This window comes from Kitasatospora sp. NPDC089913 (assembly GCF_044748625.1).
GTDB lineage: Bacteria > Actinomycetota > Actinomycetes > Streptomycetales > Streptomycetaceae > Kitasatospora.
In genome coordinates this window covers 507070-519795 of the sequence record NZ_JBIVGI010000002.1, presented here as the reverse complement: position 1 = coordinate 519795, position 12726 = coordinate 507070, and the positions used below count along the sequence as shown (strand labels likewise).

At 76.9% G+C, this 12726-nt stretch carries 8 protein-coding genes; 5 read left to right on the top strand and 3 right to left on the bottom strand.

The features are described from left to right. Window positions 1-24 precede the first annotated feature (24 nt). The 4 genes from ACIPYS_RS06245 to ACIPYS_RS06230 all read left to right on the top strand — a co-directional run bounded on the left by ACIPYS_RS06245 (window position 25) and on the right by ACIPYS_RS06230 (window position 7395). Window positions 25-1569 carry a hypothetical protein gene (locus ACIPYS_RS06245; protein ID WP_400743774.1) on the top strand — a complete coding sequence of 515 codons (1545 nt, stop codon included), beginning with the start codon at window positions 25-27 and terminating at the stop codon, window positions 1567-1569. A gap of 76 nt (window positions 1570-1645) precedes the next feature. Beyond that, window positions 1646-5023 carry a right-handed parallel beta-helix repeat-containing protein gene (locus ACIPYS_RS06240; protein ID WP_400743995.1) on the top strand — a complete coding sequence of 1126 codons (3378 nt, stop codon included), beginning with the start codon at window positions 1646-1648 and terminating at the stop codon, window positions 5021-5023. Next, window positions 5020-6546 (top strand): S8 family serine peptidase, encoded by a 1527-nt coding sequence (locus tag ACIPYS_RS06235; RefSeq protein ID WP_400743771.1) that lies wholly within the window; start codon window positions 5020-5022, stop codon window positions 6544-6546. Before ACIPYS_RS06240 ends, ACIPYS_RS06235 begins: the two co-directional genes overlap by 4 nt. Window positions 6547-6774: 228 nt before the next feature. Further along, the gene (locus ACIPYS_RS06230) at window positions 6775-7395 is read left to right on the top strand and encodes a sigma-70 family RNA polymerase sigma factor (RefSeq protein ID WP_286158593.1); all 621 of its coding nucleotides are present in this window, start codon (window positions 6775-6777) and stop codon (window positions 7393-7395) included. Between the two features lie 419 nt (window positions 7396-7814). Here ACIPYS_RS06230 and ACIPYS_RS06225 read toward each other — a convergent pair whose 3' ends face one another. Together ACIPYS_RS06225 and ACIPYS_RS06220 are read right to left on the bottom strand one after the other, a co-directional pair. After that, a complete protein-coding gene (locus ACIPYS_RS06225) occupies window positions 7815-8267 on the bottom strand; it encodes an ATP-binding protein (protein ID WP_400743768.1) in 453 nt (150 codons plus the stop codon). Window positions 8268-8606: 339 nt separating this feature from the next. Continuing rightward, a complete protein-coding gene (locus tag ACIPYS_RS06220) occupies window positions 8607-10178 on the bottom strand; it encodes a CehA/McbA family metallohydrolase (RefSeq protein ID WP_400743765.1) in 1572 nt (523 codons plus the stop codon). Window positions 10179-10381: 203 nt separating this feature from the next. Here ACIPYS_RS06220 and ACIPYS_RS06215 point away from each other — a divergent pair, with 203 nt between their 5' ends. Beyond that, window positions 10382-11380, top strand: coding sequence for a polysaccharide deacetylase family protein (locus ACIPYS_RS06215; RefSeq protein WP_400743762.1), 999 nt, complete (start codon window positions 10382-10384; stop codon window positions 11378-11380). Here ACIPYS_RS06215 and ACIPYS_RS06210 read toward each other — a convergent pair. Then, window positions 11352-12533: a sensor histidine kinase gene (locus ACIPYS_RS06210; RefSeq protein WP_400743759.1), complete on the bottom strand. Its 1182-nt coding sequence runs from the start codon at window positions 12531-12533 to the stop codon at window positions 11352-11354. The two genes, ACIPYS_RS06215 and ACIPYS_RS06210, sit on opposite strands and share 29 nt — an antisense overlap. Window positions 12534-12726 lie beyond the last annotated feature (193 nt).

The following is a 12726-nucleotide window of genomic DNA, read 5'->3' as shown; positions in this document are numbered from 1 at the left end:
GCATGCGAGGCCGGAGGAGCTGCGGTGAGCACGAGTACGGGCGGGAACGGGGCTCGGGGCGGGGCGGCGGGCATCCAGCTGCCGTCGATGGACTGGGAGATGGAGGAGGAGCCGGCCGCGGCTCCGGTGGCCGCCGCTCCGGCCGCCTCGGCCGGCACGGCCGCCGCTGCCGCCGCGGCCGCCCCGGCGGCGGAGGCGCCGACCGAGCAGGTCGCCGTGCCGCAGTACGGGCCGGCCGCGCCCATGGCGGCGGCCGCCGTGCCGCCGGTCGCGGTCGTCCGCGCGTCCATGTCCGCCGACGGGTTCGGCCCGGGGGAGGAGCCGGGGGCGCCGGAGCCGGTCGGGGCCGAGCACGCGGAGGCCGAGGAGCCGGACGAGAGCTCCCGCCGTCCCCGGTTCCGGCGGCCCGCGCTGGTCGCCGCCGCCACGGCGGGCGTGGTGCTGATGGGGCTTCCGTTCCTGATCACCGACGGCGCGGACAAGCACGGCGACGACCGGGGTGTGAACCGCGCGGACCCCCAGCTGGTCGACGGACCGGAGATCGACGACGTCCAGCCGCCCGCGCCGACCGACCCGCCCACGACCGGACTCCCGCTCCCGGCGCCCGTCGATCCGCCCGCGACCGGTGACCCCGCGCTCACCCCGCCCTCGCCGGACGGCTCGGGCACCGTTCCCGGGATCGCCCTCGGCGGCAGCGTCGGCACCCCGGCGGTACCGGGCGGTCAGCCGGTCGGCACCACTGTCCCGGTGGGCAAGGCACCGCAGAGCGGGACCCAGAACGCCGGCGGCAGCGGCACCGGTGGCGGCAGTGGCAACAGCAAGTCGACGCAGCCCGTCACGGGCCAGCCCGCCGCGCAGCAGCCCGGTGCCGGTCAGCCGGCGCCCCAGCAGCCGGCCCCGCAGCAGCCCGCGCCGGGTCAGCCGGCCCCGCAGCAGCCGGCGCCCCAGCAGCCGGCCCCGCAGCAGCCCGCGCCCCAGCAGCCGGCGCCGCAGCCGCCGCCCGCCTCCCAGCCCCCCGTCCAGCCGCCCGCCGCCGCCAAGGCCACCTACAGTGCCATCGGCGGGGGCAACTGCAGCACCGGCTCGGTCGCCTACGCCCAGCACGGCTACTGGGAGGACGGTTCCAAGGGCTGGCTCAGCAGTTCGACCGGCGGGTACAGCGGCTCCGGCTGCAACGGCAAGTACGTGTCGATGCCGATGTCCGGCTCGGACACCAAGGACGACAACGACAACTCGGTGGTCTGGACGTTCTCCACCGCCCCGGTCACGACCGGCAGCTGCACGATCGCCGTGTACGTGCCCAACAACAGCGACTACAAGCTGGTCGGCGGCAAGCCCGCCTACTACACCGTCCAGAACTCCTCCACCCCGAACTCCGGCGTCATCGGCGACTTCTCGGTCAACCAGACCGGCAGCCGCGGGAGCTGGGTGACCAGCAAGGCGTTCGCGGTCTCCGGCGGCAAGATCTCGGTGATGCTGCACTCCCGCGGCCTCGACTGGGCCGGCACCGCCACTGACAAGGCCCACATCGCGGCCTCCGCCGTCAGGGCCGACTGCACGGCCTCCTGACCGCGCCCGCCCCGGCCCCGCCCCGTCCGACCCGCCCGACGACGACGTACCCATGAAGACCCAGGAGAGGACGGCCATGTCGCGCCATGTGCTGACGGTGTGCCCGGAACAGCGGGGCGGCCCGTACCGCACGATCGGCGACGCGCTCGCGGCGGCCCGCAGCGGAGCGGTGATCTCCGTCCGCCCGGGCCGCTACGAGGAGAACCTGGTCATCACCAAGATGGTCACCATCACCGCCGAGGAGCCGCGCGGCAGCGTCCGGATCACCGCCCGGCGGGGCTGCGTCGTCCAGGTGGTGGCCGAGGCCGTCCAGCTCACCGGCCTGGTCGTCCAGGGCGAGGACGAGGAGCTCCCCGCCGTCGACGTGCCGCGCGGCCAGGCAGCGCTGTCCGACTGCGAGGTGGTCGGCAGCTCCTGGACGGCCGTCCTCACCCGCCAGCAGGGTTCGCTCGCGATGCGCGACTGCCGGGTCACCAACCCGGCCGGCGCCGGCATCGTCGAGACCTCCACCGGCACCAGCGTGATCGAGGACTGCGTCATCGAGCACCTCGGCACCTCCGCCGTGGTGGTCGGCGAACGGGCCAACCCGCTGCTGCGCAACTGCGTGCTGCGCGACGCCCGCGGCAACGGCGTCTGCGCCAACGGCGAGGCCCGCGGCACCTTCGAGGACTGCGAGATCTCCGTCACCGACAAGCCCGCCGTCGCGCTGGAGGAGCGCTCCACGACCCGGCTGGTGCGCACCGCCGTCCGGGACACCGCCATCGGCGTGTACATCAGCTCCGAGGCCCGGGTGGTGCTGGAGGACTGCGTGGTCAGCGCCACCACCGGCCACGGCATCGCGCTCGCCGCAGGCACCGACCCGGAGCTGCGCCGCTGCTCCACCGCCCGCACCGCCGGTCACGGCATCCACATCACCGGCCGTTCGCGCGGCCACTTCGAGAACTGCGAGGTCGCCGACGCCGAGGGCACCGGCATCTGGGTCGGCGAGCACGCCGGTCCGGTGCTCAGGGGCACCGTGGTGCGTGGCTGCGGCGGGGCCGGCGTCGAGCTGGCCGAGGAGAGCGCCGCCGACATCGACCGGCTGGAGATCCGCGACGTCACCGGGCCCGGCCTGTCGATCGGCGGCGGCGCCAACCCCCGGGTGCGCCACCTGACCGTCACCGGCGCGGGCGCCGACGGCATCGAGGTGCTGCGGGACGGCCGGGGCCGGCTGGAGGGCGTCGAGGTGACCGACGCCGGGCGGGCCGGACTGCGGATCACCGACGGCGCGGACACCTTCGTCGGCGCCGGGGTGGTGCGCGGTGCCAAGGGCTCCGGCGTGCTGGTCGGCAAGGTCGGCCGGGCCGCGCTGCGCGACTGCGAGGTGAGCGGCTCGGGCGAGGACGGCCTGTCCGTCGAGGACGGCGGCGACCTGAGCTGCACCCGGGTCCGCAGCCACGGCAACCGCCGCCACGGCGTGCGGATCGGCGCGGGCGGGCGGGCCGCCCTGGCCCAGGTCGACGCGGTGGAGAACATCGGCGACGGGGTGCGCCTGGACTCGGTGGAGGCGGTCCGGCTGACCGGCTGCACGCTGTCCCGCAACCGGGGCTCCGGCCTGCGGCAGACGGCCCCGAGCGAGCGGCTCGCGGTGGAGCAGCTGACCAGCGAGGAGAACGGTCTTCCGGACGCCCACGGCACCGCCGCGGCCGCCACCGGCAGCCCGCGCGCCGAGGGCGCCACCGGCTCGGGCCCGGCCGCTGCCACTGGTAACGGCGACCCCGGGCCGGACGCCGAACCCGGCCGCGCCGCCGCCCCGGCCGCACCGCCCGGACCGCTGGAGGTGCTGGAGTCGCTGGTCGGCCTGGCCGGCGTCAAGGAGCAGGTCGCCACCCTGGTCAACCTCAACAAGCTGGCCCGCCGCCGAGAACTGGCCGGCATGCCGGCCCTGCCGATGAGCCGCCACCTGGTCTTCGCCGGTCCGCCCGGTACCGGCAAGACCACGGTCGCCCGACTCTACGGCGCGATCCTCGCCGACCTGGGCGTGCTGCGCAGCGGGCACCTGACCGAGGTGGCCCGGGCCGACCTGGTCGCCTCGATCATCGGCGGCACCGCGATCAAGACCACCGAGGTGTTCCAGCAGGCGCTCGGCGGCGTGCTGTTCATCGACGAGGCGTACACCCTGTCGGCCGGTTCCGGCGGCTCCGGCCCGGACTTCGGGCGGGAGGCGATCGACACCCTGGTCAAGCTGATGGAGGACCACCGCGAGGACGTGGTGGTGATCGTGGCCGGCTACTCCGCCGAGATCACCGAGTTCCTGGCCTCCAACCCCGGTCTCGCCTCCCGGTTCAGCCGGACCGTCGACTTCGCCAACTACGAGGTCGACGAACTGGTCACGATCGTCGAGCGGGCCGCCACGAGCCACGGCTACGAGCTCGCCGAGGGCACCGGCGACGCGCTGACGCTGCTCTTCGAGCGGATGCCGCGCGGCGAGGACTTCGGCAACGGCCGCGCGGCCCGGAAGGTCTTCGAGGAGATGGTCGACCGGCAGGCGACCCGGCTGGCGGAGCAGGCCGAGATCAGCGACCAGGACCTCGCCGTGCTCGTCCCGGGGGACGTCGGCGTCGAGCTCGAACCGCCGGTGAAGGAGGCCGACGGCACCGAGCCGCTGGCCGAGCTCCAGGCCCTGGTCGGCCTGCCCGCCGCCAAGGAGCAGGTCGAGGACCTGGTGAACCTGATCCGGCAGGTCCGCCGCCGCGAGGAGGCCGGGCTGCCCACCGCCACCATCAGCCACCACCTGGTCTTCGCCGGTCCGCCCGGTACCGGCAAGACCACGGTCGCCCGGCTCTACGGGCGGCTGCTGTCCGAGCTGGGCGTGCTGCCCGGCGGCCAGCTGATCGAGACCGCCCGGGCCGACCTGGTCGGCCGCTACGTCGGCCACACCGCCCAGCTCACCAAGGAGGCGTTCGACCGGGCCCGCGGCGGCGTCCTGTTCGTCGACGAGGCGTACACCCTGACGCCCCGGCACGGCGGCGGCGGGGACTTCGGCCAGGAGGCCGTGGACACCCTGATGAAGCTGATGGAGGACCACCGGGACGAGGTGGTGGTGATCGTGGCCGGCTACGAGGACGAGATGCGGCACTTCCTCTCCTCCAACCCCGGTCTCGCCTCCCGCTTCTCCCGGCAGATCGACTTCGGCCACTACTCCGACGCGGAGATGGTCACCATCGTGCGCAACCACGCGGTCAAGGCCGGGTACGAGATCGCGCCGCACACGCTGGAGGCGCTGGGGCAGCTGTTCGCGGGAGTCCCGCGCGACCGCACCTTCGGCAACGGCCGCTTCGCCCGGCAGACCCTGGAGGGCATGATCACCCGCCAGGCCGGGCGGCTCAGCCGGCTGGACGTCGCCGACCTCTCGGAGCTCAGCCTGCTGCTGCCCGAGGACATCGCCGCGGACCGCTCCGGCAGCGCGGTGTGAGCACCGGCCGAGGCGGGGGGCGGCTCGCCCGCCCCGCCACCGCGGTGGCCGGCGGCCTCGCGGCGCTCGCCGCCCTCGCTCCGGCCGCCGCCGCGGGGGCGGGTGCGTCCGGGGCCGGGCCGCTGGTGGCCGGCCCTGCGGCGGCCAGCACGGTGCCGTCCGTCGGGAACGCGGTGCCGGGTGTCACTCCGGGTGCTGCTGCCGGTGGCGCCGGTGCTGCTGCCGGGGGCGGTGCCGCCGCCGGCGGGGGTGCGGGAACGCAGGCGGCGGAGTTCCCCCCACTGGCGCAGACGCTGTCCGACGTCCGGCAGAACGGGTGCCGCAAGCCGTCCGCCCGCGCCGCGGACCGGCCCGGTTGGTCGCAGGTCTTCCTGCGGCCGGAGGCCGTCTGGCCGTTGAGCCGGGGCGCCGGGGTGACGGTGGCCGTGATCGGCTCCGGGGTGGACGCCGCGACCGGATCGGGCGCCGGCCCGCTGGCCGGGCGGCTCACGCTCGGGCCCCGACTGCACGGGGACGGCGACGCCGGCCGGGACTGCGTCGGCCACGGCACCGCGCTCGCGACCCTGGTGGCCGGCCGCCGCCCCGCCGACGGCGGCCCGGCCGGCGTCGCCCCGGCCGCGAAGGTGCTGGCTGTGGCCGCCACCGACGACGCCGGCAGCACCAACGCCGACCTGCTCGCCCGGGGCATCCGCGCGGCCGCCGACGGCGGTGCCCGGATCGGCCTGGTCGCGGCGCCGATCGCGGAGCCCGCGCCCGCCCTGGCCGACGCGGTCGGCTACGCGGCGGCGAAGGGGATGCTGCTGGTCGCCCCGGTCGGACCGGACAGCCAGACCGTGAACGGCCCGGTCTACCCCGCCGGGTACCCCGGGGTGCTCGCGGTGGCCGGGATCGGCGCCGACGGCGCACCGGCCGGTGCCGGTGCCGGGGCCTCCGGCTCCACCGGCGGCTCCGCGGGTTCCTCCGGTGCGGCGGGCCAGGCCGGTGGCGCCGCCGCCCCCGCCCCCGGGCGGGCCTCGCGGGTGGACGTGACCGCGCCGGGCGAGGGACTGCTGGCAGCCGGCCCCGGCGGCGGCACCTTCACGGTCTCCGGGCCGAGCTACGCCGCCGCGCTGGTGGCGGGGACGGCGGCCCTGGTGCTCGGCCGGTCGCCCTCGCTGACGGCCGAGCAGCTCGCCGACCGGCTGCGATCGACCGCCTACCGGCCCGGTACGGCGCTGCCCGATCCGGGCGTCGGCTGGGGGGCGGTGGACCCGGTGACGGCCGTGGGCACCCCGGCCGCCGCCGGTCCGGCGGCGGTCCCGGGATCCGCCGACCCGGCGGCCGCCGACCCGGTGCTGGTCCCGCCGCCGCCGGACGGGAGGCCGGTGCGGTTGGCGTCGGCGGTCACCGGGGTGAGCCTGGGCGGTGCGGCGCTGCTGGCCCTGGCGGCGGCCGCCGCCAAGGTCGGCCGCAACCGGGCGGCCGCGCGGGCCGGGGCGGGGTCGGGGGCGCGGGCCGGCGCGGGGGCACCGCCGGCGGAGTGACGTCGGCGGAGTGACACCGGCGGAGTGAGGCCGCGCAGGGGCCCGCCAACGTCCCGCCAACGCGGGCGGTCGCGGCCGCGTTGGCCCCGCGTTGGCGGGGGCTGCCAGCGTGGCACCGCCCGGGGAGCCGTCCGATCGCGGTGGCCTGCCCCGGAGCACCGAGACAGCGATCGACCCCGGTACCGACCGACCGAGGTACCGATGAATGGTGTGAGGGGCTCAACAGCCGTGGCCATCGACGCAACCGCCCTGGCCGGGACGACCTCCGGGGACGCCCGGGTACCCGCCGTGCCCGCCCCGCCTGCCGTGCCCGCCGCGCCCGCCGCCCGGCCCACCCTGGACCAGGACGTTCTCGCCGAGCTGTACCGCCTGCACGGCGGCTACCTGCTGCGCGCGATGCTCCGGGTGACCAGCGGGGACCGGGGCAAGGCGGAGGACATCGTCCAGGAGACCCTGCTGCGGGCCTGGCAGAACCCGGCGGCCGTGCAGCGCGGCCCCGAGCACAGCCGTCCGTGGCTGTTCACGGTGGCGCGCCGGATCGCCATCGACCACTACCGGATGCAGGCCGCCCGCGCCCAGGAGGTCGCCGACGAGAGCCCGGAGGACCACGCGGGCGCCCACGACCCCTACGACGAGGTGCTCGTCGCCCAGGACGTCGCGGTGGCGATGGCCGAGCTCCAGCCGCACCACCGGGACGTCCTGGTCCAGTTGCACATGAAGGGCCGGTCGATGGTCGAGGTGGCGCAGGTGCTGGGGGTGCCGGTCGGCACGGTGAAGTCCCGCAGCTTCTACGCGGTCCGCGCCCTGCGGCCGATCCTGGAGGCCCGCGGGATGGCCTGGGCGGGCTGACGGGCTGACGGGTTGACGGGTTGACGGGCTGACCGGTTGACGACCGCGGCCGGAGGCCCGTCCGTCCGTCCGGACGGACGGGGGACCGTCGCGGATCGCTGCCCTTTGGGGAAACCGGGGCCGGTCCGGGCGGACCCGGACCGGAAGGCCGTGAACCGCTTCCGCACCGCGGCCCGTTGACCATTGTGGCGGCACCGCCACCGGCGTCCGTACCCCCGTTCGGGCGCCGGGCCCGCGGCCGCCCCGGCGTTCGCTCTTGTGGGAGGGCGGGCGCCGGGGCGTCGCCGCTCGGGGCCGTGGTGCCGCGACGGGTCGGTCGGTCCCCCCAGAACCGACCGACCCTCTTCCGTTAGCGGCCGTCGTTCGCCGCCGCTCCGTTCCCGCCGCCGCCCCGGTCTCCCCCCGGGGCGGCGGCGGGATCACCAGCCGAGCAGGTAGGCCCCCCGGCGCAGCCCCGCCAGCACGGTGTCCGCCGTGGCCTCGGCCGCGTCCGCCGCCGGGCTCCCGGCCTTCGGCGCACCGTCGGCCGCCGTACCGCCCGCCGTGCCCCCGTTGAGCACCACGTAGTGCAGCGGCGCGCCGGTGGCCCGGCTCTCCCGCCGGAAGGCGTCCAGCGCGGTCGGGGCGACCGAGCCCTCCACCACCACCTGGTAGCCGCCCGAGGCGAAGGCGAAGGCCGCCTGGGCGGTCGCCGCCAGCGCGGTCACGTTCTGCCGCCGCGCCTCCGGGCGGTCCGGGGCGACGTAGCCCTGCCGGACCGCCCGCCGGAAGTCCTCCGCGCGCAGGTGGACGCTGGGGAAGAGCGCGTCCGCGACCAGGGGGGCCACCGCGCCGCTCCCGGCGCCGGCGGCCGGGTCGGAGAGGACGACCACGCTGCCCGCCCCCCGTCCGCCTCCGAGCTCCGGCCCACCTACGGTCGTACGGTTCACAGCTGCTGATCCCTTCGCGGGCCGGGGACGGACGGGGCCGGGCGGGACGGGCGGAACACGCGGGGGCCGGCCGGAGTCGGAACACGAACCGGCCGAATCCGGCAAGGCGGACAGCCGACCGCCTCGTCCCTACGAGTGACTGCTGTCGGGGATCAACCTAGTCCACGGTGCGCCCCGGAGTCCTCCCCTCCCCGGACCTCCCGCCGTCCCCCCGCAGGCCCCACGCCGTCCGTTCGCCTCCCCGCTACGCCCGCGTCCGCGCCGCGTCCCGGTCCGCGCGGCCTACGCCCGGGCCCGCAGCACGATCGGGTTGGTGAGCGCGGCCATCGGGCCCCAGGGGAGGTCCGGGCCCATCGCGTTGCCCCGGCCCGGGGTCCCGTCGGCCCTCGGGTGCCGCACCTCGGCCCGGACGAACGCGGCGAGCGAGGCGGTCGTCCGCCAGACCACCGTGCCCGTGCCGTCGGCGGGCAGCGACTCCTGGTGCAGCTGGCCCTCGTCGGTCAGGAACCGCACCGTGCCGTTCGGCACCCCGGAGACGGCCAGCCGGACGTCCACCGGCGCGTCCGCGGGCACGGTCAGCTGCTCGCCGATCCCGGCCTGCCGGCCGTTCCCGGTCGCCGTGAAGTCGAGCTGGACGGCGGCCGATTCGGCGAGCCAGCTGCGGCCGGACCGCAGTCCGTCGAGGATGTGGTCGCGGTCGAGGTCCTCGGCGAGCACCACGGTGTGCGGCGAGCCGATCACCTGCGGGGCACTGTGGGCGTCGCTGTTGCCGATCGCGGGCAGCCAGGAACGCCCGTCGCGCAGCGCCACCGCCAGTTGGGCGTCCCAGCCGTCCACGGCCGACTCGTCGTCGTACGTCCAGGGGCCGTTCCACACCTCGACCGCGTCCGCGTGCTCGTACCCGAACTTCCACTGGCAGGCCACGTACGGGCAGAACGGGTGCGCCGGCACCACCAGGCCGCCCTGCCGCTTCACCTGGCGGGCGAACCGGGGGAGGGCCTCGTCGCGGGAGCGGTAGCGCCAGTCGACGAACTCGCCCGGGCGCAGGCCCAGCGCCAGCCAGTGGCCGTTGCGGGTGGTGACCTCCTCGCCGGGCAGGATCAGCAGGTCCGGTCCGGCCAGCGGGCCCCAGGCGCCGTGGGCGGAGGAGGTGTTGTGGTCGGTGGACACGATGAAGTCCAGCCCGGCCGCGCGCGCCCCGGCGGCCACCTCGGCGGGTTCGCGGCGCCCGTCGGAGTGCACGGTGTGCAGGTGGCAGTCGCCCCGGTACCAGGCGCGGCCGCGCCCCCGGGCGCGCTCCGGCGGGTAGGCGGGGGTGAACGCGGCGCCGGGCGCCCCGAACCGCAGTGTGACGTCGACCCGGTACTCCAGCCCCTGCGGCGCGACCTGGTACGGGCCGAGGACGACGTTCCAGCGGCCCGGGCGGACCGGCCCCGGCAGGTATCCGGGCGTGGCCTGCTCCCGGCTCACCGCGAACTCGGTCCGGAAGCCGCCGGACCAGCCGCGGAAGCCCCGGCCGCCGAGGTCGGTGCCGCGCTCGTCGAACAGCCCGATGTCGCAGGAGTTGCCCGGGGTGCCGGGCGGCACGGTGGGCTTGTCGTACCGGTAGGAGACCGCGACCTCGCGGACGCCGGACGGGACGTCGAACGGCAGGTACACGAAGTCGGGTGCGCCGGTCGGCAGCTTCCCGGTCAGGGTGATCGTCCGGTCCTGGGGCGCGGCCGGGGCCGCGGCTCCCTCGGCCCGGGCGCTGCCGGCCCCCGCCGCCACCGCGCCGAGCACGCCCGCCGCGCCCGCGGCCAGTAGCCCGCGCCGGCCCGGCCGGGCCTTCTCCTCGTGCACGTCGTCCGCCATCGGGTGCCTCCGCTCTGGTCGGGGATGCTCGCGGCCGGTACCTACCCGCGGCCCGCTCGCTCCGGTGAACCCCCGGTGAGCCGGGCCCCACCACCGGGCGGAGGCCCCGTGAAGGCGGACCCGGGTTGCGCCGGGGGGCGGGGCGGGCCCTGAATAGGAGGTAGTCAGATCATCTGACAGTCAGGCAGATTCGGAGCGCATTGATGTCACTCAGTCGGCGGACCCTCCTGGCGGCCGCGGCCGGCGCCGCCCTGGCCGCCTGCGCGCCGACGACGAGCCCCGTGCCGCCCGGGCCGACGGTGGCGCCCGGTGCGCCCGTCCCGACCGCGCCGCTCGTGACCGGTGCGGCGCCCGTCCCGGCCTCGGAACCGGCGGCCTCCACGCCGACCGCGAGCCCGACGGCCGCTCCCACCCCGGCCCCGACCCCCGAGGCCCCCGCCCCCGACGCGCCCGCGCCCGAGGTCCCCGCGCCGGCCCCCGTTCCCGCCGCCGTCCCCACCCGGGCCTCCGTCGTCGCCCGCTACGCCGACGCCGCCCCCGCCGCCTGGGGCCTCGACGTCCCCGGGGTGCTGACCACCCTCCCCAGGGCCGCCGCCCCCGCCGTCGCGCTCACCTTCGACGCCTGCGGCGGTCCCGGCGGCTCGGGCTACGACGCCGCCCTCGTCGCCACCCTCCGCAGCCACGGCGTCCCCGCCACCCTCTTCCTGAACGCCCGCTGGATCGACGCCAACCCCGCCGTCTTCGAGGACCTCGCCGCCGACCCGCTGTTCGAGATCGCCAACCACGGCACCGCCCACCGCCCCCTCTCCGTCACCGGCCGCCCGGCCTACGGCATCGCCGGCACCCGCGACCCCGGCGAGGTCCACGACGAGATCGCGGGGAACCTCGCCAAGCTCACCGCCCTCCTCGGCCGCCCGCCCGCCTTCTTCCGTTCCGGCACCGCCCACTACGACGACGTCGCCACCCGGATCGCCGCAGACCTCGGCCAGCGGATCGCCGGCTTCAGCACCAACGCCGACGGCGGCGCCACCCTCCCCGCCGCCCAGGTCCGCCGGGAACTCCTCGACACCGCGCCGGGCGGCATCGTCATCGCCCACATGAACCACCCCACCGCCGGCACCGCCCCCGGCCTGGCCGCCGCCCTCCCCACCCTCCTCGCCGCCGGCCGGACCTTCACCCGCCTCTCCGACGCCTTCCGCTGACCCCGTTCGCCGGTGGCGCCGCAGCGGTGCCCGCGGCGGCTCGCGGACCGGCGTCCGAACCGGTGCCCGGACCGGCCCCGCCGGCCATGGACACCGGCAGTGCCGCCGCCACCCGGTACCCGGGCCCGTACGGGGCCGCGCTCAGCAGGCCGCCGTACAGCGCCACCCGTTCGCGCAGTCCGAGCAGCCCGTGCCCGGTCGACAGTTCCCGCCGGTCGTCCGGCGGCCGCCCGGCGCCGTCGTCGACCACCTCGATCAGCAGTGCCCGGTCCCAGGTGATCCGCACCACCGCCCTGGTGCCGGGACCGGCGTGCTTGGTGATGTTGGTGGCGGCCTCCTGGACCAGTCGGTAGGCGGTCTGGCTGACGCTGTCGTCGATCCGCAGCGGGGCGCCCCGGGTCTCCACCGAGATCCGGACACCGGCCTTGCGGACGTCCGCCAGCAACCGGTCCAGATCGGCCAGGCCGTGGCTGTACCCGGACTCGACCGCCGCCTCGGAACTGCGGAGCAGCCGCAGCATGTGCCGCAGCTCGGCCATCGTCGACCGGCCGAGGTCCTCGATGTGCCCGAACGCCTCCCCGCGTGCCGGATCCTCCAGGGCCGTGACCCGCGCCGTCTCCGCCCGCATGACGATCACCGCCACGGCGTTCGCGACGATGTCGTGCAGTTCCCGTGCGATCCGCACCCGCTCCTGGGTGACCCGCAGCCGCGCGTCGGCCACCTCCCGCCGGTGCCGTTCGGCGGCCTCCTCGGCCGCCCGGCTCCACCGGGCGAAGCCCCAGACCACCAGCGTCACCGGCACGTAGAAGGCGAGGTTCGCGACGAGGACGGAGGCGAAGCGCGGCCCCTGGTAGTCGCCGATGGTCTCGGCGATCGCCAGCCCCAGCGGCACCAGGGTGAGGAACAGGGCCGCGTACGCGACCGGTCGCCGGCACGACGCGGCGACGGTGTAGAGCGCGATCAGGAGCCCGAAGCAGGGCACGTAGTCGAGCGTGTTCGCCCAGGAGAGCAGGTCGGAGCCGGCGGAGACCACCCACACGGCGCCGAACACCGCCACCGGCCACCGGCGGCGCACCACCAGGGCGGCGGCCTCGCCCAGGGCGAGCAGGAACATCCACACCCGCTGGTCCCAGCTCGTCCAGGGGGCGAGCACGGTCCCGAAGTAGAACAGCTCCGGGACGACGGCCGCGAGCGCCAGCGCGACGTCCTGCCAGCAGACCGGCGGGGGGGGGGCCCGGGGGGGGGGCCGGGGCCCCCCCCCCCCCGCCGGGGGGGCGGGTGTGGTAAAAGGGGCCCCCCCACCGGGGGGGCAGGCCGCGTCGGGGGGCGGGGGCGCGGACCCATCG

What these genes read in the sequence shown, in the direction of transcription:
- ACIPYS_RS06240 (WP_400743995.1), top strand. Translation starts at nt 1,646, where the DNA reads ATGTCGCGCCATGTGCTGACGGTGTGCCCGGAACAGCGGGGCGGCCCG.
- ACIPYS_RS06220 (WP_400743765.1), bottom strand. Translation starts at nt 10,178, where the DNA reads ATGGCGGACGACGTGCACGAGGAGAAGGCCCGGCCGGGCCGGCGCGGG.
- ACIPYS_RS06215 (WP_400743762.1), top strand. Translation starts at nt 10,382, where the DNA reads ATGTCACTCAGTCGGCGGACCCTCCTGGCGGCCGCGGCCGGCGCCGCC.